We start from the raw sequence: 22213 nt of genomic DNA, 5'->3' as shown, positions 1-22213 counted from the left end.
TTGATGGCTGAGGTGGCGAGCGTCAGCAGCTCGTTGCGGACGGAAGTGGCGGCGATGCGGACGCCGGAGGTGCCGATATCGATGCCGAGGACGCAATCAGCCATTGTCTTTCTCCGCCCGTGCCAGAATCCGAGCGCGCCGTCTGCTCGTCGGTGACGGCGACATGCACCATACCACCCTTCATGGCGCCGAGCATGGCTTCCGCCTTCGGCCGCCCGCCCGAAGCCAGCATGACGCAGGGAATGCGCGACAGGCGCTCAAGGTCCAGCGCCACGACGCGGGCATTCAGGGGGTGATCGACGACGCGGCCGTTGACATCGATCCACCTTGCGCAAATGTCGCCCACGGCGCCGGCGAGGCGCAGTTCATCGACATCCTTGCGGGTGACGAGGCCGACGCGCGACATGGTGTTGGTGTAGGTGAGTTCGCCCACCGACACGAGGGCGAGATCGACATTGGCGGCGCGCTCGAACACCTCGCGCAGCATGGGCTGGGCCATCAGCACATCGCGCGTCGTCTCGGTGTCGGTGAGGGTGGGGGCGGCAACATAGAAACACTGGGCATCGAGGAGATCGGCCAGATGCGAGGCCGTTTCATGCGGGTTCATGGCGGCGCCGCGGGTGAGGCCGCCCATCATCGAGACCACCGACAGATGCGGCAGCGAGCGCCGCGGCACGGAATGGAGCGACAGCCTGAGCGTGCGGCCCCAGCCGACGCCGACCGACAATCCATCCTTCAGGCGCTGGGTCAAGGCGGCACCTGCGGCCGTGCCGATGACATGGGGAATGAAAGCCGGATCGGGCGGAGTGGGAACGACGATCGCCTCCTGCAAGCCGAAACGCTGGCAGAGCCGGGTTTCCAGCTCCACGCATTCGGCCAGCCTGCCGGTGATGGTGATCTGCACCAGGCCCGCGATCGCGCGCCTCTGCCAGCAGGCGGTTGACGCGGATGCGGTTGAGGCCGAGCTTCTTGCCCACCTGGTCCTGGGTGAGGCCGGCCACAAAATAATACCACGCCGCGCGGGTGGCCTGCTGCTCGTCCCTGTCGAGGGTGAGGGCGGCAGCAAGGCCTTCAGCATCCGCCTGCGGGTCGCGGTCCATGGCGCCTATCCTTGCGGATGAAGATCAGCCCACGGAATAACAAGCGGCGCGTCATTGACGAGGGCATCAAGCAATGCGCGGGTGAGCGGAACCTTGGCGGGGTTGAGCGTGCCTTCCTTCATCATGGCGCGGAGGCTCGAGGCCACGGCAATGCCAAGTTCGGCGCCTTCGATGGTGTCGCCCTTCATCGGGCCTTCCTTCGTCTGCCTGTAGGTGAGGCCGCGGCCGAGATTGTTGCCCAGCCTGGAGTTGCGCCCGGCCTGGCAGGTGACATAGAGATCGCCCGCGCCCGGCATGCCCCAGACGCTCTTCGCCGTGCCGCCCAGCGCCAGCGTAATCTCCATCAATTCGGTGATGGCCTGATCGAAAAGGATGGCGGCGGCATTGTGGTTGAAGGCGTTGTTGTCGGTGGGCGGCAATTTTTCACGATGGCCCGCCGCCCAGCCCACGGCGATGGCGAAGAAATTCTTGAAGGCCGCGCAGACCTCGACGCCAATGACATCGGGCGAAGGGCGGGGATGATAATAGCCCGTCTCCAGCGTCCGGCAGAGGTTGGCCGCCAGCTTCGGGTCATGCGAGGTGATGACGGTGCCGGTGTTGCGCTTCACGGCGAGTTCGCCGGCGATGCAGGGGCCGCCGATGGCGGCAACGGGAAGATCGAAGCCCTTGCGCCGCTTGACCTCACGCGCCACGTGATCGGGAAGGGCGGTGAGGGAGGCCGCTTCGGGATACATGCCCTTGGTGATCATCACCACAGGGATAGGGCGGTCCAGCGCTTCACACAGGCGGTCTATGGCCCAGCCAACCCCGGCAGAGGCCACGCCGAGGACAATGAGGTTCGTGTCCGCCGTTACAGCCTTGCCGAAATCACCATGATGAAAGGCGGTGACGCCCTTTGGCATGGCAGTATTGAGCTTCGGGTGACGGCCCGTCGACGTGATTGCGCTGATGATCTCGTCATCCAGATGCGTGCCGACCAGCGACACGGCATGGCCGCCATCGCAGAGCGGCATGCACATGGACGAGCCCATGACGCCCGCGCCCAGAATGACGACAGTGCTCACGCGAGTGACTTTCCGGTTTCGGCGTCAAACAGATGCACCTTGGACAGATCGGGCTTGAGCGGCAGGCTGGAGCCGCGCGTGACATCAAGCCGCTCCTTGGAAATGGCGCAGACTTCCTGATCGCCCACATCGGCATAAATGTGGATTTCAGGGCCCGTCGGCTCGGTGACGCTGACGGTGGAGGAAATGCCTTCGCCGGGATTCAGATGTTCGGGGCGAATGCCGTAGATCACCTTCTGGCCCAATTTGGCTTTCGATCCCTTGGGCAATGGCAGCGTGACGCCGCTGGCGGTGACCACGCCGTTCTTGCCGACTTCGCCCTTCAGCAAATTCATCGACGGCGAGCCGATGAACTCCGCCACGAAGAGATTGGCGGGATGGTCATAGACATCGAGCGGCGTTCCTTCCTGCTCGATATGGCCGTCGCGCATGATGACGATCTTGTCGGCCATGGTCATGGCCTCGATCTGGTCGTGCGTGACGTAGACGGTGGTGGTCTTGAGGCGCTCGTGCAGCTCCTTGATCTCGGTGCGCATCTGCACGCGCAGCTTGGCGTCGAGGTTCGACAGCGGCTCGTCGAACAGGAACACGGCCGGGTTGCGCACGATGGCGCGGCCCATGGCGACGCGCTGGCGCTGGCCGCCCGACAGCTCGCGCGGGTAGCGCTTGAGATAGGGCTCGAGATTCAGGATCTTGGCGGCCCATGCCACCTTCTCGTCGATCTCGCTTTGCGGGCGCTTGGCGAGGAGCAGCGAGAAGCTCATGTTGTCCTTCACCGTCATGTGCGCATAGAGCGCGTAGTTCTGGAACACCATGGCGATGTTGCGGTCTTTCGGGTGCACCTCGTTGACGCGCTTGCCGGCGATGGCGATCTCGCCGCCCGTCACCGATTTCAAGCCCGGCAATCATGCGGAGCAGGGTGGACTTGCCGCAGCCCGAGGGGCCGAGCAGCACCACGAAGGAGCCATCGTCGATGGTGAGGTCAATGCCATGCACGACCTCCACCTCGCCGTAATTCTTGCGGACCTTGTTGACGGTAACCGAAGCCATGTTACTGCTCATCCCTGTTGAGGAAGTCATCGAGAATGCCCGCGTCGTCCGCGAGGTCGAGGAAGGACCAGCGGTTGCGCACGTCGCGGGCGTATTTCATCGCATCGCGCCAGACCTTGCGGGGGAGGCCCAGTTCGGTGGCGGTGGTGGGCCCGCCGGCGGCGGCCAGCGTCTTCTTCATCTCCGCCGGGTCCATCAGCATGGGCCTCAGCTCCTCGCGGAGTTCCGGCCACATGGCGCGCAGCTTTTCGTTGAAGGCTTTGGCGCCCGCGGCATCGAAGGCCTTCTTCTTCGCCTCCGCGTAGCACATGGGGCCGATGGCCGCGCCATAGCGCTGGATGAATTCCTTCTCGGAAATATGGGTGGGGCCGATTTCGGGCGGCTGGTCCATGCTGAGAAGTTCGTGATGCAGGCGGGCGATGGCGAGCGAGGCGACGCCCACCTGCTGGCCATGGGTGGTGCCGGGATGATCTTTTCCCGCGAACATGTCGATCCAGTGCGACACCTGATGCTCGCCCATCGAACCATGATGCGAGATGCCGGTGAAGCACACGCCAAGGCCGCACAGCGTGAGGACGCGATGGAGGTGGCCGTTGGCGGAGACATCATGGGTCTTGAGGCCGGGAGCGGACTTGATCATCGCCGGCTCATCGCCGCCGATCAGCGTATAGGGCACGCTGGAATAGAAGGTGCCGAACAGGCGGTGCGAGGCCCACCATTCGACCTGCGCGGTGGGGCGGCACAGCGAATCGCCAAGGCCCGCCGCCGAGAGCCAGTGCGGCGCGTCGGCTGAGACTTTCAGATCGAGGAAGATGCCGCGCGGCGCGTGGGCGGGCAGCGAGGTCTTGTAGCCATTGGCGAGCGTGACGGAAGCAGTGGAAGCGGCATAGCCGTTCATCGAGGCGGCGGTGCCGAAGGTTGCGTATTTGCGCCCATCCTTGAAGGTGGCGTATTTGCAGGTGTCGGAGAGAACGCCCGAGCCCACGGCGACGACGGCATCGCAATGGCGGGTCTTCTCCTGCACCATGGCGACCGTCGGCTCATCGCAATGGAGATGATCGGGGAGCACGATCTCCTCGATGGCGCCCAGAGCCTTCAGGTGCTTGGCGACACGGCGGCCCATGGCTTCATGGGTGTTGGTGTCGCTGACCACGGCAAGGCGCTTGCCGAGCTTCAAGGGCGCCAGCACATCGGCTTCGCCGCCATCGAGCGATTCCTCGATGCGGATGGTCTCGAAGGGCACGGTGGCGGGCTTGCCGGTGGTGGGGTCTTTCCATTTTCCGGCGACGACCTCGGAGATCAGTTCGTTCCAATCGGTCATGCGCGGCCTCCCTCGGCGAAAGCGCTGAGACGGGCATTCCAGCCCCGGATGGCGGGATAAAGATCGGTATAAATGGCGAGCAACTCCTGATAGCGGGCGGAGGGTTTCGTCCGTGGACGGAAGGTCTTGACGGGTTTTCCGGCCATGGCGGCGGCAGCCTGCGGCACGGTGCTGAACCAGCCGGCGCCCTTTGCCGCGGCGATGGCGGCGCCGAGGGAAGAGGCTTCGACCGTCTCCAGCCGCTTCACGTCGCGGGCCGAGGCATCGGCGAGAATTCTGGCACCAGAGATCGGAGCGGGCGCCGCCGCCGATCGCTACATAATGCTCGAAGGGCTGACCTGATGCTTGTTGCGCCAGATTGGTCATCAGGGACTGTTCGAGCGCCACGCCTTCCATGATGGCACGATAGACATCGCCACGCTTGTGCGAGGAGGTGAGGCCGATCATCACGCCGCGGGTGACGGGATCCCAATAGGGCGTCATCGAGCCCGACCAGTGCGGCATGGCGACAATGCCATTGGCGCCGATCGACGACTGCGCGGCTTCAGCTTCAAGCTCCCTGAAAATGCCGGGATTCTTGACGGGATCGATGTTGAAGAGATTCTCCACCACCCAGTTGACGAGAAAAGTGCCGGTGCGGAGACAGGTTTCGTAAATGTAGCCCTCCTCGCCCACCGCCGTCATGGTGCGGAAGGGCTGGGCGTCGGCATATTGCGTGGCGAAACGGCCGGAGACGCAGGCGGTGCCGATGTTCACATAGGTGCGGCCCGGCACGAAGACATTGGTGCCGGTGCCCGCGCATTGTCCGTCGCCGCCGCCGGCAACGACGGGCGTTCCCGCTTTCAGGCCGGTGCGTTTCGCGGCTTCGGCCGTGACTTCGCCCACCACCTCGCCGGCGCGAAACAGCCTGGGCAATTGATCGCGGGTAAGGCTGACGGCGGACAGCAATTCGTCCGACCAGTCATAGCGGGCCATGTCGATCAGGCCCATGGGATCGGCGGAGGAGACGGAGGTGTGCCAGTTGCCGGTTAGGTCATGCACGAGCACGCCATGCACTTCCGCCGTCTTGGCGGTTTTCTTCCAAATGGCCGGCATGTTTTCGGCGAACCACAGGCAGCGCGAGATGCACGGCGTGATGTCGCGCGGCTTGCCGGAAATGTGGCGCAGGCGGTCGGCGCCGAATTTGGCGGCCAGGGCCTCGGACTGGGCGGGCGCCCGCTCGTCGAGCCACAGCGTGCCGGGGCGGAGCGCGGTTCCCTTCGCGTCGAACTGGGCGAAGCTTTCGCGCTGGTTGGAGATGGCGAGCGCGGCGACGCGCTTCGAATTGATCTTGCGGGTGAGCTGTTTCAGCGCCTTGGCCAGCGAGCCTGTCCAGTCGGACACCTCCTGCTCGAACCAGCCGGGCTTTGGATTGGAGAGCGGAATATTGGCGCGCGACTCGGCCACGGCCTTGCCCCGCCTGTCCCAGGCAATGGCCTTGGTGGCGGTGGTCGAAGAATCAATGCCGATGACGAGATCAGGGGCCATGCAAAATCTTCAGTAGGCGGATAAAAAACGGAGGCGGCGTGAACCGCCTCCGCAAGTTACAGGGAGGATCAGAGGCCGGCGTCGGCGACGCTCTTGTTGATGGCGTCAGCGATGGTGTCCATGCACTTCTTGGCGTCGCCGCCGAAGTCCTGGCCGGTCAGCAGCTTGCCGAGGTTCACCGGGATCTCGTTGTTCGAGAAACCAGCCCACAGCGGCATATCGGGCTCGGAGGCCATGTTGTTGTCGATGATCCACTTCACCATGTCGAGATGGCGGGTGGTGCCGGGGCCGACAACGGCCTTGGCCTTCACACGCGGGTCGGCGAAGGACGAAAGGCGCATGGGCGCGAAGCCGCCAGCCAGCGTGCAGCGCGTCATGATGTCCTTCGAGCAGGCCCACTGCATGAAGATCCAGGCGGCGTCGGGGTTCTTGGAGTACTTCGACAGTGCGAGGATCGAACCGCCCTGGTGGGCATAGTTCGGGATTTCACCGAAGCCCGCGTCAGCCACGGCGCGGAGCGGTTTGCCGACCAGCGGCTTGGCTGGCATCCACAGGCCCTTGACCTTGGAATCATCGGCGTCGAGACCGGGGAAGAACTCATCCCAGGACTGGACGATGGCGGACTGGCCGGACGCCATCATCTGGAACTGGCCGTCCCACGTGGAGTTGGTTGACTCCGGCGGGGCGTTTTTCAGCCATTCCTGATAAAGCTGCAGGCCGGCGATGCCCGCCTCGTCATTGCCCGAGAACTTCTTGTCCTTGGTGAAGATCGAACCGCCTTCGTTCCAGACCATCTGGGTCCAGTCGCAGTTCAGCGAGTAATGGCCCGACTTGGCCTGCAGGCCCGTGCCATACATGCCGTTGGCCTTTTCCGCCTCGGTGATCTTCTTGATCGCGTCGGTGAATTCGGCGGGCGTGGTTGGAACGGCGATGCCGTGCTTCTCGAGGATGTCTTTGCGGTACATCAGCATGAAGATCGGAATGTCGAAGGGAATGCCGACCCACTTGCCGTCATAGAGGGCGAGACCGTCCACCAGCGGCTTGGAGAAGTCGTCCCAGTCGAAGTTGGGCAGCGCCAGATCCGGCTTGTCCTTGTAGTAGGCGATCGGATCGTAAGTGTCCTGCGAGAAGGTGGCGACCCACGACTGGTCGAGATAGTAGAGGTCGTAGGTGCCGAGCTGGCCCTGCACGTCCTGGGTGGCCTTGGCGAGCACCTGCTCAAGCGGAACGATTTCGATTTCGACCTCGATGCCGGTCGGATCGGTGAATTCCTTCTTGATCTTGTCGAGCACGACGGTCGGGGGCGTGGCTTCCGAGGTATAGCGGATCTTGGTGCCCTTGAACTTGGAGCCGACGTCGGCCAGCCACTTGTTGGTTTCCGCGTCGCCTTCGGCGAAGGCGGGTGTGCCCAGGAGGCTCAGATTGCCGTTGAAGCGGCGGCTGCTGCCCAGCATGCCGGCCGAGAAGGCCGAGAAGCCAACGCCCGCGAGCGCCATCTTCTTCATGAAGTCGCGCTTGGAAATGCGGCGGGCCGCGTAATCCTTCGCCGTATCGGCGATAAAGGTTTTCTTGTCGTAGTCCTTGAAGCTCATCGGTATCCTCCCATGATTGAGCTGTGATCTCGTCCGAAGCCCTACTCCTTCAGGGAGCCAAGGGTGAGGCCTCGAACCAGATGGCGTTGCACGAGCAGGATGAAGATGAAGCCCGGGATCGTGGCGGCTGTGCCCAGCGCCGCGATGAAGCCCCATTCATTGCCCGTGGAAGTGACGAAGGTTTGGATCTTGACCGGAACCGTGCGGATGTCCGAGGTGAGGAACAGCGCCAGCAGGAATTCCGTCCAGGAGAAAATAAAGCACAGGACCGCCGCCGCCGCGACGCCGCCCCTGACCATGGGCAGGACAATGCGGCGGAAGGTTTGCCCGCGCGTTGCGCCGTCGATCATCGCCGCCTCGTCCACATCCTTCGGCACGTCGTCGAAGAAGGATTTCATCAGGAGAACGGCGATGGGCAGGTTCATCAGCGCATAGATGAGGATGAGGCCGAGATAACCCATGAGGCGGCCATTGCGGTCGAGCAGGCCGACCGTGTTGTAGATGCCGACCAGCGGAATGAGAATGGCGATGGGCGGCATGAAGCGCTGGCCCAAAACCCAGTTGAGGAAGGCATTGCGGCCGCGGAAGGCCATGCGCGACAGGGCATAGGCGGCGAGCACGGCGATCGACACCGTCAAAGCCGTGGCGCCGACCGAGATGACGATGCTGTCCATGATGGAATAGCGGGAATCATAGGCGCTGCCGCCCGCCACGCCCATGCCGATGCCCTGGTCGATGGCGAGTTCGGAGCGCGAGCGGCCAAGCAGCGTCACGGCGTAGTTGATGAGGGTGGGCACGAAGTCGAACCACACCACGCGGTCCTTGTCGAACATCGCATAGGTGGGCTTGATGGAGGTGAGCGCCCACCAGAAGATCGGGAACATGAAGAGCGCGGTGACGAGCACGGCCGCCGCATCGCGCAGGATTTGCCAGGGGCGCGAAAGTTCCATCAGAGCTTCACCTTGAAGATGCGCATGAAGAGGGTGGAGATGACGATCACCAGCACCAGCGTGACCATGGCGATGGTGGAGGCATAGGGGAAATCGGCGTTGCCGAAATAAATGCGGCCGGAATAGGAGGTGAGGGTTTCAGTGGCGGTGCCCGGCCCCGAGTCCGTCATCACCTTCACATAGTCGAAGGCGCGGAAGAGATCGATGCCGCGAATGAGGACGGCAATGGCGATCACCTTCGACATCATCGGCAGGGTGAGCTTGAAGAAAGCCTGCACGGGCGTCGCGCCATCGATAGCGGCGGCCTCGAACGGCTCCTTGGGAAGGGAGCGCAGGCCCGCCAGCATGATCAACACCATGAAGGGCGTCCATTGCCAGATTTCGGCCAGCAGAACGCCCGCCATGGCGGTGGAGCTTTGGCCCAGCATGGAATAGCCGGTGGGGAAAATGCCCAATGCGATAAGCCCGCGGCTCAGGACGCCGAAAGAGCCGTTGAGCATCAGCAGGAACATCATGCCGGTGACGGCGGGCGGAATGACGAGCGGCAGCGTCATCATGGCGCGCAGCACGCCATAGCCCTTGCGGTCGGAATCAAGGAGCAGGGCGATCAGCATGCCGAGCACAAGCTGGAACACCAGCGCCACGCCCGTGTAGACCAGCGTATTGAACAGCGCGTTCCACACGCGGTCATCGGCGAAAAGCTTGCTCCAGTTATAGGTGGGCGCGAATTGCAGCTTGCGGGTGACGGGGTGCTTGCGTTCCAGCGTGAGCCAGATGGCGTAGAACAGCGGAAAAATGCCGAACACGATCATCAGGGCGGATGCAGGCAGCAGCCATGGAAACGGATGTTCGGAGGTCAGCCAGCGCGGCAGCCACGGCTTTTGCGGCGCAGAATCCGAAACCGCCACGGACATTCCGAAACCTCCCAAAATGCCATGGGTTTTGACCCATGGATAACATTTGTTATTTTCGAATTACAAAAGTTCAGACGCTTCTAGTAGGGGCGCTGCAACCGCCGAGTCAATGTACAAAGCTGTTATGTGCGGCGCAAAAATGTTGTGCGCCGCAACAACTTACAGCGTGTGGAAGCGCGCATCGGTCTGATCGAGGCGCTTGCGGATTTGCGTGACGATCATCGAATCGTCGGGCACGCAGTTATCATAGGTGAGCAGTTCGCCAGCCTTCACGGGCTTGACGATTTTGGCGCCTTCCGCGAGGCCCAATGGCACGCCATTGCTGCTGCGGGCTTCCGCCGCCGTCATGGCCCAGGCGCGGTATTCGGTCTCGCCGATCTTGCCGAGCGTCTCGCCTGCCTTGAGATCGCGCTTAGCCAGCGTCACGGCCTCGGCCACCGGCTGTTCCAGCGGCACCATGTCGGCCTGCCTGTGAACCACGGCGCGGGCAGCGGAGAGCGGCACTTCAAGGCTGGTCAAATGATAGGGGCGGAAGATCGTGAAATAGGGGCCCTTGCCCACTTTCAGATCAATCATGCGTTCCAGCACGCGTGAGTGATCGGTGCCGACGATGCAGAAGACGCCGGGGGCGACGCCCTTGCCGATCGAATAATCGACGCAGCCTTTCTTCGACAGCACGCCGCCATCGGATTTGGGGATCAGCACATCGGCCAGTTGTTCGCGGGTGGCGGCGGGGCCGTGCATGCCGGGAACATCGGGCATCAGGCCGGTGCAATTGGCGATGGCCGTCATCTCGATCATGGTCTTGGAACCGTCGACGAATTCGACGAGCATGCGCGCATTCATGTTGCGCGCCTTTGCTTCCGCTTCATATTCAGCGGGCACGGCATCGAATTTCAGCGGATTGTTCTTGCCCTTGCCGGCGCAGACAATCTCGAGCCCCAGGGATTGCGCGAAGCCGATGATTTCGAGCGCTGCCGCCGGTTCATCGCCCGCAGCCCCGGTATAGACGACGCCCGCCTTCTTCGCTTCGGCATGGAGGTGGCGGCCGATGGTGATGTCGGCCTCGACGTTCAGCATTACCACATGCTTGCCATGGGCAATGGCATCAAGTGCAAAGAGCGTGCCGATGTTGGGATTGCCGGTCGCGTCGATCACCACGTCGATGAGGTTCGCGGCGGCGAGCGCCTTGATGTCATCGGTGATGGCGATCCTGTCCTGACGGATCGCATCGTCAATGGCATTGGCCGACGAGGTGCGGACGAGCTTTTCCTCCGGGTGGCCCGCGAGGGTGCAGGCGTTCAACGCCGAAGGCGCGCGCAATTCCGAGATGGCGCCCAGCCGCAAGCCCGGCATGCGGGCCAGCTGCACCACCATGTCGGTGCCCATCTGGCCCGCGCCCGCGAGGCCTACAGTAACAGGACGTCCCGCCGCGGCGCGGGCGCGGAGTTCCGCGACAAGCGGCGAGACGTTGGCGATCATTTGTGCTTGTGGCCCTTGTGCTTGCCCTTGGACTTTTCCTTCGGCGTATCGCGGCGGGTGGGAGCCGAGACGGCATGGGCCTCGTTCTTGCCCAGCTCATTGCTCTGCTTGCCATAGGTCTTGAAGCGGGCGAGCACGGTTTTCATCTGCGCGTCGCTGAGAATGACGGGTTCGCCTGCCTGCAGCGCCGCCCAATATTGCTTGGCCAGCGTTTCGACCTCACCGGCGCGCCACAGCGCCTTTTCGAGATTGTTGCCGAAGACGATCTGGCCGTGGTTGCCGAGCAGACAGGCGGAACGGTCTTCCATGGCTTTGAGCATGACGGTGGAGAGTTCGGGGGTGCCGAATTCGGCATAGTCCGAGCAGCGGATGTTGGTGCCGCCGCCAATGCCGATCATATAGTGGAAGGGCGGAATGTCCTTCCGGAGGCAGGCAAGTGCTGTGGCATAGATCGAATGGGTGTGGACGATCGCCTCCGCCTCGGGGCGGTGCTTGAAGATGTCGAGATGCATGCGCCATTCGGTGGAGGGCAGATAGTCGCCGCGGTAGCCGCCATCGAGATCCATTTCCACGATGTGCTCGGGTTTCATATGGTGATAGGGCACGCCCGAGGCGGTGATGAGGAAGCCTTCGTCAGTGCGGGCGCTGATGTTGCCGGAGGTGCCCTGGTTGATGCCCTCCTCATTCATCTTGAGACAGGTGGCGATGATCTCCTTGCGGAGGTCGAGAAATTTCAGCTTGGCCATGGGGCACTCCGATGCGGTTCACGAATTTCGCTGGAGGCTATAGCGCCAAGCGCCGTCATCGTCCACAAGGCCTGTTCTGCGATTGACGCAGGTCTCCGCCTTGCGCAATCTCCGCCGCCCACAGGACTGAACCGATGCCTCACGACATGCCCCGCGGAATAGCCGTCGCCGACGTCGGCTATACCAATGTGAAAGTGATCCTCTTTTCACCCGAGGGAAAGCCGGTGGCGGAGCGCAAGGCCCTGAGCCGGCATATCGAGGGCCCGCCCTACCGCCATATCGATCCGGAGCCGATGACCGATCTGCTGCGCCGGGCGCTGCCGGAGCTTGATGCGATCCTTCCCGTTGACGTTGTGGTGCCGTGCGCGCATGGCGCGGCGCTGGCCTGCCTCGACGCGCAAGGCCATCTGGCGCTGCCGGTGATGGATTATACTTCCGAGGCGCCGGACAACATCGTGGCCGATTACAAGAAGATCATGCCGCCGTTTTCGGAAAGCTTCTGCCCGCTGCTGCCGATGACCATCACCCACGGGCTTCAGCTTTACTGGCAGCAGCGCTGCTTTCCCGAAGGCTTCGTGAAGATCACAACAGTGATCCCGTGGATTCAATATGTGGGCTATGTGCTGAGCGGAAAGGCGGTGACGGAGATCACCAGCATGTCGTGCCAGACGCATCTCGTCGACGTGGCGCATGGCGGGCCATCCTCGCTGGCGAAGCGGCAGGGCTGGGCCAAATTCTTTCCGCCCTTCGCCAAGGCTTGGGCGGAAATCGGCAAGCTGAAGCCGGAGTTTCGGCCTGCGGGGTTTCGCGGGCGCGGAGCTGTTTTGGCGGGGATTCACGATTCAACCGGCAACTACATGCGCTACCGGGCGGCGGGGCTTTCGGACTTCACGCTGCTCTCCAGCGGCACATGGACGATCTGCTTTGACACGGCAACGACGGTGGACCAGCTTCGGGAAGAGTATGACACGTCCACCAACACCGATATTTTCGGGCGCAATGTCGCCACCTCGCGGTTTTTCGGCGGCAAGGAATATGAAGTGCTGGCGGGCGGCGCGGCGGATGCCGCGCCATCGCTTGCAGCGGTGCGCGATCTGGTGGCGAAGGGCGTGATGGCATTGCCATCCTTCACCGGGTCGCCCGGGCCGATGCCCGGCACGGCGCATCGCGGAAAGATCATCGGCGCGCTTTCGGGGAGCAAGGAGGAGAGGGCCTCGCTTGCTTCGCTCTATTGCGCGCTGATGGTTTCGGAACAGCTCGACCATGTGGGCTCGCGCCATGACATCATCGTGGACGGGCCGCTCTCCACCAATCAAATATTCCTCGGCGTACTGGCGGCGCTGCGGGCACCGCAGGCCGTCAAGGCCTCCGATCTCCGCGACGGCACCACGGCGGGCGCCGCCTGCCTGGCGCTGATCCGCGATGGACGCTTGCCGAACATCGGCCTGACGCTGAAACCGGTTGCGCCTGCCGAGATCACGGGCCTCAAGGCCTATCAGGCGGAATGGAAGGAGAATGCCCATGCGAATCGCGGCTAGTTTTCTTGCCCTGCTCCTGCTCGCAACGCCCGCCGCGGCGTTTGATTGCGGCAAGGCCAAAACGCGCATCGAAAAGGCGATCTGCGCCAACCCGCAGCTCAAGGCGGCGGATGACGCGATGGGTGAGGCCTATAGTGACGCCAAGGCGCTTTCTTCCGATGCCGAGAAGAAGATGCTGGCGCGCTCGCAGAAGCGCTGGATCGCCAGCCGCGACGAGGCCTGCAACGAACAGGCGCAGGCGGAATTGCCGGGGTGCCTCGCGGAAGAAACCTCAAACCGCATCGGCGACCTTGCGCCCAAGGCCGAACAGGGGCCGGGCTATGAGGGCAAGCTGATGCCGGTGTTCGTGGCGCAGGACGGGGCCAGGGGCGTCTATGACATCGACGTGGTGGCGATGCGCTTTGTCGACGCAAAGACGGAAGCGGAGAAGGCGTTCAACGCCTATGCGGCGAAAATGGTGAAGGACTCACCGCTGGGCAAGCAGGCTGACGTGGCGGATCAGGAAAATCTCGCGCTGCAATCGACGCTGAAGCTCACCTATGCCTCGCCGCGTCTGATTTCGGCGCAGCAGACATTTTATGAAGACGGCGGCGGCGCGCATGGCAATGGCGGGGTTGAGAACCTGAACCTCGACATGGAGAAGGGCCAGGCGCTGGCGCTCGCCGATATCCTGCCGCAGGCGGTCGTTGGAGAGTTGCGCAAAAAATGCAAGGACCAGATCATCGCGCAGAAGAAAGAGCATGACGGCGAGTATGATCCGTCAACGGATGATTTTCTCAAGGACGAGGTGATTGCCGAACATATCGGCGATCTCAGCCGCTGGTCGCTGACGGAGAAGGAAGCCACCGTCAGTTTCGATTCCTATGCGATCGGCGCCTATGCGGAGGGCACGTTCGACTGCGTGTTTCCGATGGCCGACCTCAAGGCCATGGCGCTTCCCGGCGCACCGTTGCCATAAGGAGAACGCCATGTTCGACCACGTCGGATTTTCGACCGCGCAATATGGGGTGATGAAAGCCTTTTACGGGAAGGCGCTGGCCCCGCTCGGCATCACGGCGTTGTGGGAGATTACGGCCGATCAGACGGGCGGCGAATCCTTCTGCGGCTTTGGGCGTGAGCGGCCGCAATTGTGGATCGGCACCGGCAGGCAGCACCAGCCTGGCATTCACATTGCCTTTACCACGGAGAGCCGGGCGCTGGTGGATGCCTTTTATACCGCGGCGATCGCGGCGGGCGGCAGGGACAATGGCAAGCCGGGCCTTCGCCCCCATTATCATCCCGATTATTACGGGGCTTTCGTGCTTGATCCCGATGGCCACAACATTGAAGCGGTGTGCCACAAGTCGGACTCGTCTGCTTAATTATTTTGCAGCAAGTCTCAGGCAAAGTTGGTCTCGTATCACGAGAGACTGTGCCATGCGTTTGAGTTCCGCGAGTGACGGCGCCGTGCCTGATTTCACCGTGACCTGTGCGGGCTATCGCGCATCGCGCCGCAAAGGGACGGGAGCCTTGTCCTTCATTATCGAGGACAAGCTGCTCGCCGAACTGTGCGAAAGTGATCTCAACGAAAGCTGGCAGGCGGCGCAGGATCTGGACGATGACGACGCGCGCGAACTGTCGCGTTCGGCGGGCGAGCATCTGATTGAACTTCTCGATGCCGGGCTTGGGGCGATCGATCTCAGCGAAGCGGTGACCGACGCGGCGGTGGTGTTCCTGCTGGCGATGCGGCGTTATGGCGTGGCCGATCCAAAGCGGATTCCCGCCTGCAGCGTGATGTGGCATGGACAGGGCGCGTATGAGCGTGTTGTTCTGGGGGCATGAAAACCAGAACACCTGACCAGGTTCCACCCGTTTCCGCTCCTGATTATGGCCGTAGCCTGCGCGGCATCGGCTTCAACCTTCTTGTCACGGATGTGGCGCGGAGCGTGAGGTTTTGCACCGAAGTGCTGGGCGCCACGCCGTTTTATCATGACAGCGATTTTGCCATCCTGCGTCTCAACGGCGGCGAGTTCATGCTGCATGCCGACCACACCTATCAGAACAACCCGGTGTCAGGGCTGGTACAGGGCATCACGGGCCGTGGTGCGGGCGTTGAACTGCGCATCTATGGCGCCCATCCCGACCGGGCGGAACAGGCCGCACGGTCAGGCGGGTGGACAGTGCTTTCGGGCAGCCTCGACAAGCCGCATGGCCTCCGCGAATGCGTGATCCTTGACGATGATGGCTATGCCTGGGTTCCGGGCATGGGGATCAAGGGATAGCTCCGGGGATCGAGCGCCGCCGACATCAGCGCCTGGGCCTCGTGCCATGTTTCATCGAAGAGCGACATGGGCGTGGGGAAGGCCGGCGCGATGTGGCCCGTGACCTTTCCTTCCTCGACCTCCAGCCTAGCCCCGAATTTACCGGCCAGGCTCCTCATGCTGCCGTTCTCGCGCAGGCAGATCATCCACAATTCGCTGATGCCGCGATTCTGCGCGGCGGTGAGTATGCGGTCCATCAGCCTTGTGCCGACGCCCTGATGCTGGATGTGTTTTTCAACCGTGAAGGCGGCTTCGGCGACGGGGCCCTGGCCGGGCGGCAGCGGCCGCAATTCGGCGGCGGCGTGAATCTCGCGGCCATCGAAGGCGCCAAAGATCAGCGTGCCCAATTCGCCCGCCGTATCGGCATGGGCGTCAAGGAATGCGTCATTGACGGCGCGGCCGAATCGCAATTCGCGCGTTTCGGAATCGAGCCGCTTCAGGTGGCGGCGGAAGGCCGGAAAATCGAGCGGCCAAAGTTTGCGGACCACATAGTGGTCCGGGTCAACAGGGGGCATGGATCACCTCGGGATGATTCTTGTATACGCCGGGCATGAAGATTATGGTGCATTGCACAAAAATCAAGGGCGCCCGGTGCCGCACTTGCGGATGAATCGTGCTCTCTCTAGTGTCCGGCCTCCTTCAGGCCCCAGGAGTTCAGGCACATGGTAAAGGAAATTGGACATTTCGTGGGCGGCGCCCATGTGAAGGGCACATCGGGGCGTTTTGCCGACATCTACAACCCTAACACCGGCGAGGTTTCGGCCCGCGTGGCGCTGGCGAGCGGGGCCGAGCTTCGCGCGGCCATCGAAAATGCCAAGGCGGCGCAGGTGGGCTGGGCGGCGAAGAACCCGCAGTTCCGCGCCCGCGTGATGATGAAGTTTCTGGAACTTGCAGCGAAGCACAAGGAGGAGCTGGCCACGCTCATCTCCATGGAGCACGGGAAAACCATTCCCGATGCGCTGGGCGATCTGCAAAGGGGCGTCGAGGTGGCGGAATTCGCCGTTGGGATACCGCATCTCCTCAAGGGCGAATATACCGATGGCGCGGGCCCGGGGATTGACATGTTCTCGATGCGCCAGCCCTTGGGCGTCGTGGCGGGCATCACACCCTTCAATTTTCCGGCCATGATCCCGCTGTGGAAATGCGCACCGGCCATTGCCTGCGGCAACGCCTTCATCCTCAAGCCCTCGGAACGCGATCCGTCCTGCCCGATGCGGCTGGCGGAACTGTTCCTCGAAGCGGGGCTGCCGCCCGGCATTCTCAATGTCGTCAACGGCGACAAGGAAGCGGTGGACGGCATTCTCGACGATCCCGACATCAAGGCGGTGGGCTTCGTCGGCTCAACGCCGATCGCCCAATATGTCTATGGCCGCGCCGCCAATGCGGGCAAGCGCGCCCAGTGCTTCGGCGGCGCCAAGAACCACATGATCATCATGCCCGATGCCGACATGAACCAGGCCGTGGATGCGCTGATCGGCGCTGGCTATGGCTCGGCGGGTGAGCGCTGCATGGCGATCTCCGTCGCCGTGCCGGTGGGCGAAGGCACCGCCAATGCGCTGATGGAAAAACTGGTGCCCCGCGTCGAGAAGCTGAAGGTAGGCCTCTCCACAGACCGCGAAGCCGATTACGGGCCGCTGGTCACCAAACAGGCGCTGGAACGCGTGAAGGGCTATATCGACCTGGGCGTGAAAGAGGGCGCGACGCTCCGCGTCGACGGGCGCGGATTCAAAATGCAGGGCTATGAGAACGGCTTCTTCCTCGGCGGGTCGCTGTTCGACAATGTCACCAAGGACATGCGCATCTACAAGGAAGAGATTTTCGGGCCGGTGCTGACCGTGGTGCGCGCACAGACCTATGATGAAGGCGTCAAGCTGGTGAACGATCATGAATATGGCAACGGCACCGCGATCTTCACCCGCGACGGCGACACGGCGCGCGACTTCGCCTCGAAAATCCAGATCGGCATGGTGGGCGTCAACGTGCCGATCCCGGTGCCCCTGGCCTATCACACCTTCGGCGGCTGGAAGCGCTCGGGCTTCGGCGACCTCAACCAGCACGGGCCGGATTCGGTGCGCTTCTATACCAAGACAAAGACCGTCACGACACGGTGGCCCTCCGGCATCAAGGAAGGCGCGCAGTTCTCCATTCCGACCATGAGGTGAGGATGACGCCGCAGAAGCAGTTCGACGTGAACATGGCCGCCGCCGAGACCATCGCGCGGCGGCTGCCGATGATGTGGTGGGCGATGATGAGCCCCTCGCCGCAACGCTCGGCCGAGATGCTGCGCATGGTGGCTGAGAAGCAGCAGGCCTTTCTCGAAGGCGTGTGGGCGATGCAGCTTCAGATGGGCCAGGAGATGCTGCGCTTCTGGAGCGGGCAATCCATGGCGCGTTCGGCGGAGCGGGTGAGCGAAGCGGCGGCGGCCCCTGCCGTGACGCGGGTGCTGGCCAACCGGCGGCGTCTCCGGGCGAGGAAACGGATCTGAAGCATGGCGCTTGAGAAGGGCTATCATGTGCTGACGGCCGGGCAGCTTGCCAATGTGGTGACCTGCCTTGAGATGACGGCGAAACCGGCGCTTCGCCCGGCGCCGGGCGGCGAGGCATTTCGGCTGGAGCGCATGAGCGGCACGGACACCGAGCGCTTCCGCGCGCTGTTCTCCGCGATCGGCCGCGATCTCATGTGGTTCTCGCGCCTCGTCATGCCGCGCGAGAAACTGGCGTCGATCATCGGTGATGCAAATGTCGAATCCTATGTGCTGATGGATGACGCGCAAGAGCTTGGGCTTCTCGAACTGGATTTCCGCGAGGCAGGCGTGTGCGAACTCTCCTTCTTCGGGCTGGTGCCTCAGGCCATCGGCAAGGGGGCGGGGCGTTTCCTGATGAACGAGGCAATTGCGCGGGCCTGGGCCAGGCCGATTAAGCGGCTGTGGGTGCATACCTGCACCTTCGATCATCCCGGCGCGCTCGCCTTCTACCGCCGATCCGGCTTCGTGCCCTACCAGATGATGGTGGAGGTGCATGACGATCCGCGCCTGACGGGCCACATGCCGAAGGAGGCGTCCGCCAACGTGCCGCTCCTCGAGGTTTAGTCCGGCCGCCGGAGACGCGGCGTTTACCCTGTTTCCGGGCTCGTGTTGGGCGGCAACTTTCCCGTGACCATTTTGCGCCCACTGTCAGAATCGATGGTGGGAGTTTGCTGACATGGCAGGTTTGGCTGAGACGTTCGGGCATGAGCTGCCGCTGGTGCTGCTCCTGATCGCGCTGCTGGGCTTCCGGCGGCGGGTGAGCCCACGCGCCTCCATCCTGATCCGCGCGCCAATCGAGAAGGTGTTTGAACTCGTCGACTTCCGCGCCGGTGACATGCAGCGCTGGCAGCGCACCAAGGTGAGGTGCGAGCTTCTCGATGATGCACGGCAAACATACCGGCTGCATTTCACGACGCCCCTGGCGACGGGCGCGGTGTCGTCCTCGCAGGCCGATTTTCAGGTGACGCGGCGGCTGGCGCCGCGCGCCATCGACATCAAACGCATTGGCATCGACCATCTGCCGGAAAACAACCAGCTTCTCACCATGTCGGCCAGGCTTGCCCCGGAAGACGGCGGCACGCGGCTGACCATGGTTTATGAATGGGGATCGCGGCCCTTGCTGGCGCAGCTTCTGGCGCGCACCGATCTGTGGGGCAGCGTTTACCGTCTCAAGGGATTGGCCGAAACGGGCGTTCCCGACTACCGCACCGATGCGATGATTTCGGCCAGCGTGGCGCTGCTGACGGGCGCGCTGACGCTGATGACCTTTTCCTACGCCTTTGGCCACGCGGTTGCCGTGCTGGTGGTGGGGGCGCTGTTCCTGCACGAGATGGGGCACCTGCTCGCCTACCGGATGATCGGCCAGCCGTGGGGGCGCATTCTCTTCCTGCCGTTCCTCGGCGCCATCGCGGTGCCGCGCATCGGTTTCGTGACGCAGGCGCAAGTGGTGTTCTCGGCCATCATGGGACCGGCGATGAGCGTGATCATTCCGCTGCTGGCGGCTGTCTATGCGGCGGCGGACGGCCCCTATCAGGAGGGCGTGGTGCTGGTGGGCATCGTGGCGGCGGCACTCAACCTCTTCAACCTGCTTCCCGTCGAGCCTCTGGATGGCGGCGTGGTGCTGCGCTCGGTGCTGGCCCGCCTCATGGGGCAGAAGGCCCGCTTCGGGCTGATCGCCATCGGCGGCCTACTGCTGGCGGTGGGCGCTTACATTCACATGCCGATCATTTCGATCTTCGGCGGCATCGCCATTCTGGCAAACATCCGTCCACGGAAGATCGACGGCGGGCTTGAGCCTTTGTCGTCGCTGCAGGTGGCGATCTCGGCCTTCGGCTTCATGGCGACGGTGGCGGCCTATGCGGTGCTCTTGCGGTATCTCATCAGCTATGTCCCCATGGCGGCGTGACGATTCTCGACGCCTATAGCCAAGCCATCGCTGAGGGAACGGTGCGACCAGACGGCGCGCAGGCCCAGGTGGCGGCGCGACTCTCGGCATTGGCCGAAGAACTCGCTGAAAGCCGGCCGGCGGCCAAGGGCTTTTTCGCGCGGCTCCGCAAGGCCACGCCTGCCGCTCCTCCCAAAGGGCTTTACATTTATGGCGAGGTTGGGCGCGGCAAGACCATGCTGATGGACCTGTTCTTCTCAGGCGTTCAGGCGGAGCCCAAGCGGCGCATCCATTTCCATGCCTTCATGCAGGATGTGCATCAACGCCTTCACGCGGCGAGGGCCAGCAAGGCGGCAGATGCCATCGCACCCGTGGCGAAAGCCCTGGCGCAGGAGGCGCGGCTTTTGTGTCTCGATGAAATGCAGATCACCGACATTGCCGATGCTATGATCGTCGGGCGGCTGTTTGAAGGGCTGTACCAGGCGGGCACGGTGATCGTCACCACCTCGAACCTGCCGCCCGAAGGCCTCTACAAGGATGGGCTGAACCGGCAGCTTTTCCTGCCCTTCGTCCAGCTCATGCGCGAGAAGCTAGAGGTGGTGGCGCTGGACAGCACAACCGATTACCGGCTGGGCCGCATCAAGGCGCATGAAACCTATGTGACGCCGCTGGGGCCCGAGGCCGACAGGCGGATCGCGGCGCTGTGGCAGCGGCTGACCGACACGGCGCATGGCGCCCCGCTCGACCTTGACGTGCTGGGCCGCAAGCTGCATGTGCCGGAAGCCGCGCATGGCTGCGCGCGCTTCGATTTCGCTGATCTCTGCACGGCGGCGTTGGGGCCGCCCGACTATCTGGCGCTTGCGCAAGCCTTCACCACGGTGTTCGTGGAGAATATCCCCGAGCTTTCCCCGGCGCGGCGCAACGAGGCCAAGCGCTTCGTGACGCTGATCGACACGCTTTATGACGCGAGAGTCAGGTTTGTGGCCTCCGCAGCCAGCGAGCCCGAGGGCATCTATCCGGCGGGCGATGAGGCCTTTGCTTTTGCCCGCACGGTATCCCGCCTGCGGGAGATGCAATCGGCGGGATGGTGGGGCAAAAAAATCGCGGAAACTTGACGTTTTGGTCAAGATTTATGCGGATTTGAATGGCCCTTCGTCTTGAAGGTGCTACAGAAGGGGCCTACACAGCCGCCGTTTTTGCTTGGCAGGACGGCGTTTTCGCCCTTCGGAAGGATATCCAGACATGGCTCGGAAGAAAATCGCGTTGATCGGCGGTGGCATGATCGGCGGCACCCTCGCGCATCTCGCCGCCCTCAAGGAACTGGGCGATATCGTCATTTTCGACATTGCCGAGGGCCTGCCGCAGGGCAAGGCGCTCGATCTTTCGCAGTCAGGCCCGGTCGAGGGCTTCGACGCCAAATTGTCGGGCGCCAATTCCTATGAGGCGATTGCCGGGGCCGATGTCTGCATCGTCACGGCGGGCGTGCCGCGGAAGCCGGGCATGAGCCGCGATGACCTTCTCGGCATCAACCTCAAGGTGATGGCGTCAGTTGGGGCCGGCATCAAGCAGCATGCCCCCAATGCCTTCGTCATCTGCATCACCAACCCGCTCGACGTGATGGTGTGGGCGCTGCAGAAATATTGCGGGCTTCCGCCCGCCAAGGTGGTGGGCATGGCGGGCGTGCTCGACTCGGCGCGCTTCCGGCACTTCCTGGCCGACGAATTCAACGTCTCGGTGGAAGACGTGACCGCCTTCGTGATGGGCGGCCACGGCGACACCATGGTGCCGCTGATCCGCTATTCCACGGTGGCCGGCATTTCGGTGCCCGACCTCATCAAGATGGGCTGGAGCACGCAGGAGAAGATCGACAAGATCGTGCAGCGCACCCGCGACGGCGGGGCCGAAGTCGTGAGCCTGCTCAAGACGGGCTCCGCCTATTACGCGCCCGCCTCCTCGGCCATCGCCATGGCCGAGAGCTATCTCAAGGACAAGAAGCGCGTGCTGCCCTGCGCGGCGCAGCTGACCGGGCAATATGGCGTCACGGACACCTATGTGGGCGTGCCGGTGGTGATCGGCGCCAAAGGGGTGGAGCGGATCGCCGAAATCGCCCTCAACGCCGAGGACAAGGCGGGCTTCCAGAAATCGGTCGATGCGGTGCATGGGCTGATGGCGGCGGCCAAGACCATCGCCCCCGATCTCGCCTGATTGACCGGCACGTAA

At 63.2% G+C, this 22213-nt stretch carries 21 protein-coding genes and 1 pseudogene; 12 read left to right on the top strand and 10 right to left on the bottom strand.

The annotated features are described in order from the left end of the window. Positions 1-22: 22 nt before the first annotated feature. The gene (locus tag QM694_RS12175) at positions 23-904 is read right to left on the bottom strand and encodes a sugar-binding transcriptional regulator (protein ID WP_415007197.1); all 882 of its coding nucleotides are present in this window, start codon (positions 902-904) and stop codon (positions 23-25) included. Between QM694_RS12175 and QM694_RS12170 the strand changes: the two genes are divergently transcribed. Then, positions 891-1121, top strand: a complete 231-nt coding sequence (locus QM694_RS12170; protein ID WP_415007196.1) for a hypothetical protein — start codon at positions 891-893, stop codon at positions 1119-1121. The genes QM694_RS12175 and QM694_RS12170 overlap by 14 nt on opposite strands. On the opposite strand, the gene QM694_RS12165 is transcribed toward QM694_RS12170, so the two are convergent. The 8 genes and pseudogenes from QM694_RS12165 to QM694_RS12130 all read right to left on the bottom strand — a co-directional run bounded on the left by QM694_RS12165 (position 1106) and on the right by QM694_RS12130 (position 11746). Continuing rightward, entirely contained in the window at positions 1106-2164 is a 1059-nt protein-coding gene (locus QM694_RS12165; protein WP_415007195.1) for a hypothetical protein, read from the bottom strand. The two genes, QM694_RS12170 and QM694_RS12165, sit on opposite strands and share 16 nt — an antisense overlap. Then, positions 2161-3214: pseudogene (locus tag QM694_RS12160) on the bottom strand (ABC transporter ATP-binding protein). Before QM694_RS12160 ends, QM694_RS12165 begins: the two are co-directional and overlap by 4 nt. A gap of 1 nt (position 3215) precedes the next feature. Beyond that, complete coding sequence (locus QM694_RS12155) at positions 3216-6062, bottom strand: iron-containing alcohol dehydrogenase (protein ID WP_415007194.1); 2847 nt, start codon at positions 6060-6062, stop codon at positions 3216-3218. A 68-nt stretch (positions 6063-6130) separates the two neighbouring features. Next, entirely contained in the window at positions 6131-7654 is a 1524-nt protein-coding gene (locus tag QM694_RS12150) for an ABC transporter substrate-binding protein (RefSeq protein ID WP_415007193.1), read from the bottom strand. Between the two features lie 41 nt (positions 7655-7695). Further along, entirely contained in the window at positions 7696-8604 is a 909-nt protein-coding gene (locus tag QM694_RS12145; RefSeq protein ID WP_415007192.1) for a carbohydrate ABC transporter permease, read from the bottom strand. Continuing rightward, entirely contained in the window at positions 8604-9518 is a 915-nt protein-coding gene (locus QM694_RS12140) for a carbohydrate ABC transporter permease (protein WP_415007191.1), read from the bottom strand. Before QM694_RS12140 ends, QM694_RS12145 begins: the two co-directional genes overlap by 1 nt. A gap of 159 nt (positions 9519-9677) precedes the next feature. Continuing rightward, on the bottom strand, positions 9678-11000 hold the full coding sequence (locus QM694_RS12135) for an NAD(P)H-dependent oxidoreductase (protein WP_415007190.1): 1323 nt from the start codon (positions 10998-11000) through the stop codon (positions 9678-9680). After that, positions 10997-11746: a class II aldolase/adducin family protein gene (locus QM694_RS12130; protein WP_415007189.1), complete on the bottom strand. Its 750-nt coding sequence runs from the start codon at positions 11744-11746 to the stop codon at positions 10997-10999. The genes QM694_RS12135 and QM694_RS12130 overlap by 4 nt, the downstream gene beginning before the upstream one ends. A gap of 134 nt (positions 11747-11880) precedes the next feature. On the opposite strand from QM694_RS12130, the gene QM694_RS12125 reads away from it, so the two are divergent. From QM694_RS12125 to QM694_RS12105, 5 genes are read left to right on the top strand one after another with little or no spacing between them, the layout of a single operon-like run. Beyond that, positions 11881-13284: an FGGY-family carbohydrate kinase gene (locus QM694_RS12125; RefSeq protein ID WP_415007188.1), complete on the top strand. Its 1404-nt coding sequence runs from the start codon at positions 11881-11883 to the stop codon at positions 13282-13284. Then, on the top strand, positions 13268-14242 hold the full coding sequence (locus QM694_RS12120; protein ID WP_415007187.1) for a DUF3298 domain-containing protein: 975 nt from the start codon (positions 13268-13270) through the stop codon (positions 14240-14242). Before QM694_RS12125 ends, QM694_RS12120 begins: the two co-directional genes overlap by 17 nt. Positions 14243-14252: 10 nt before the next feature. Further along, on the top strand, positions 14253-14645 hold the full coding sequence (locus QM694_RS12115) for a VOC family protein (protein ID WP_415007186.1): 393 nt from the start codon (positions 14253-14255) through the stop codon (positions 14643-14645). A gap of 55 nt (positions 14646-14700) precedes the next feature. Next, a complete protein-coding gene (locus tag QM694_RS12110; protein WP_415007185.1) occupies positions 14701-15105 on the top strand; it encodes a hypothetical protein in 405 nt (134 codons plus the stop codon). Next, on the top strand, positions 15102-15545 hold the full coding sequence (locus QM694_RS12105; protein ID WP_415007184.1) for a hypothetical protein: 444 nt from the start codon (positions 15102-15104) through the stop codon (positions 15543-15545). Before QM694_RS12110 ends, QM694_RS12105 begins: the two co-directional genes overlap by 4 nt. On the opposite strand, the gene QM694_RS12100 is transcribed toward QM694_RS12105, so the two are convergent. Next, a complete protein-coding gene (locus QM694_RS12100; protein ID WP_415007183.1) occupies positions 15509-16099 on the bottom strand; it encodes a GNAT family N-acetyltransferase in 591 nt (196 codons plus the stop codon). The genes QM694_RS12105 and QM694_RS12100 overlap by 37 nt on opposite strands. Before the next feature lie 147 nt (positions 16100-16246). Between QM694_RS12100 and QM694_RS12095 the strand changes: the two genes are divergently transcribed. The 6 genes from QM694_RS12095 (at position 16247) to mdh (ending at position 22198) form a co-directional block, all read left to right on the top strand. Next, positions 16247-17746, top strand: a complete 1500-nt coding sequence (locus QM694_RS12095; RefSeq protein ID WP_415007182.1) for a CoA-acylating methylmalonate-semialdehyde dehydrogenase — start codon at positions 16247-16249, stop codon at positions 17744-17746. A gap of 2 nt (positions 17747-17748) precedes the next feature. Next, positions 17749-18069: a hypothetical protein gene (locus tag QM694_RS12090; protein ID WP_415007181.1), complete on the top strand. Its 321-nt coding sequence runs from the start codon at positions 17749-17751 to the stop codon at positions 18067-18069. Between the two features lie 3 nt (positions 18070-18072). Next, positions 18073-18672, top strand: coding sequence for a GNAT family N-acetyltransferase (locus QM694_RS12085; RefSeq protein ID WP_415007180.1), 600 nt, complete (start codon positions 18073-18075; stop codon positions 18670-18672). 112 nt (positions 18673-18784) lie between these two features. Next, on the top strand, positions 18785-20014 hold the full coding sequence (locus QM694_RS12080; RefSeq protein WP_415007179.1) for a site-2 protease family protein: 1230 nt from the start codon (positions 18785-18787) through the stop codon (positions 20012-20014). After that, positions 20011-21108: a cell division protein ZapE gene (gene zapE, locus QM694_RS12075; protein ID WP_415007178.1), complete on the top strand. Its 1098-nt coding sequence runs from the start codon at positions 20011-20013 to the stop codon at positions 21106-21108. The genes QM694_RS12080 and zapE overlap by 4 nt, the downstream gene beginning before the upstream one ends. Before the next feature lie 127 nt (positions 21109-21235). Next, positions 21236-22198, top strand: a complete 963-nt coding sequence (gene mdh, locus QM694_RS12070; RefSeq protein ID WP_415007177.1) for a malate dehydrogenase — start codon at positions 21236-21238, stop codon at positions 22196-22198. Positions 22199-22213: the final 15 nt, after the last annotated feature.

Origin of the sequence: Aestuariivirga sp. (assembly GCF_047602625.1) — a bacterium.
Taxonomy (GTDB): Bacteria; Pseudomonadota; Alphaproteobacteria; order Rhizobiales; family Aestuariivirgaceae; genus Aestuariivirga.
The sequence above is the reverse complement of the archived record's forward strand: the minus strand, read 5'-3'. Positions and strand labels throughout refer to the sequence as shown.

Bases quoted from the DNA above. Each gene is read 5' to 3' on its own strand.
- QM694_RS12125 (WP_415007188.1), top strand. From the start codon at position 11,881: ATGCCTCACGACATGCCCCGCGGAATAGCCGTCGCCGACGTCGGCTAT.
- QM694_RS12095 (WP_415007182.1), top strand. From the start codon at position 16,247: ATGGTAAAGGAAATTGGACATTTCGTGGGCGGCGCCCATGTGAAGGGC.
- QM694_RS12145 (WP_415007192.1), bottom strand. From the start codon at position 8,604: ATGGAACTTTCGCGCCCCTGGCAAATCCTGCGCGATGCGGCGGCCGTG.
- QM694_RS12170 (WP_415007196.1), top strand. From the start codon at position 891: ATGGTGATCTGCACCAGGCCCGCGATCGCGCGCCTCTGCCAGCAGGCG.
- QM694_RS12155 (WP_415007194.1), bottom strand. From the start codon at position 6,062: ATGGCCCCTGATCTCGTCATCGGCATTGATTCTTCGACCACCGCCACC.
- QM694_RS12140 (WP_415007191.1), bottom strand. From the start codon at position 9,518: ATGTCCGTGGCGGTTTCGGATTCTGCGCCGCAAAAGCCGTGGCTGCCG.
- QM694_RS12110 (WP_415007185.1), top strand. From the start codon at position 14,701: ATGCGTTTGAGTTCCGCGAGTGACGGCGCCGTGCCTGATTTCACCGTG.
- QM694_RS12085 (WP_415007180.1), top strand. From the start codon at position 18,073: ATGGCGCTTGAGAAGGGCTATCATGTGCTGACGGCCGGGCAGCTTGCC.
- QM694_RS12130 (WP_415007189.1), bottom strand. From the start codon at position 11,746: ATGGCCAAGCTGAAATTTCTCGACCTCCGCAAGGAGATCATCGCCACC.
- QM694_RS12105 (WP_415007184.1), top strand. From the start codon at position 15,102: ATGAAAACCAGAACACCTGACCAGGTTCCACCCGTTTCCGCTCCTGAT.
- QM694_RS12080 (WP_415007179.1), top strand. From the start codon at position 18,785: ATGGCAGGTTTGGCTGAGACGTTCGGGCATGAGCTGCCGCTGGTGCTG.
- QM694_RS12120 (WP_415007187.1), top strand. From the start codon at position 13,268: ATGCGAATCGCGGCTAGTTTTCTTGCCCTGCTCCTGCTCGCAACGCCC.
- QM694_RS12135 (WP_415007190.1), bottom strand. From the start codon at position 11,000: ATGATCGCCAACGTCTCGCCGCTTGTCGCGGAACTCCGCGCCCGCGCC.
- QM694_RS12150 (WP_415007193.1), bottom strand. From the start codon at position 7,654: ATGAGCTTCAAGGACTACGACAAGAAAACCTTTATCGCCGATACGGCG.
- QM694_RS12100 (WP_415007183.1), bottom strand. From the start codon at position 16,099: ATGCCCCCTGTTGACCCGGACCACTATGTGGTCCGCAAACTTTGGCCG.
- QM694_RS12115 (WP_415007186.1), top strand. From the start codon at position 14,253: ATGTTCGACCACGTCGGATTTTCGACCGCGCAATATGGGGTGATGAAA.
- QM694_RS12090 (WP_415007181.1), top strand. From the start codon at position 17,749: ATGACGCCGCAGAAGCAGTTCGACGTGAACATGGCCGCCGCCGAGACC.
- mdh (WP_415007177.1), top strand. From the start codon at position 21,236: ATGGCTCGGAAGAAAATCGCGTTGATCGGCGGTGGCATGATCGGCGGC.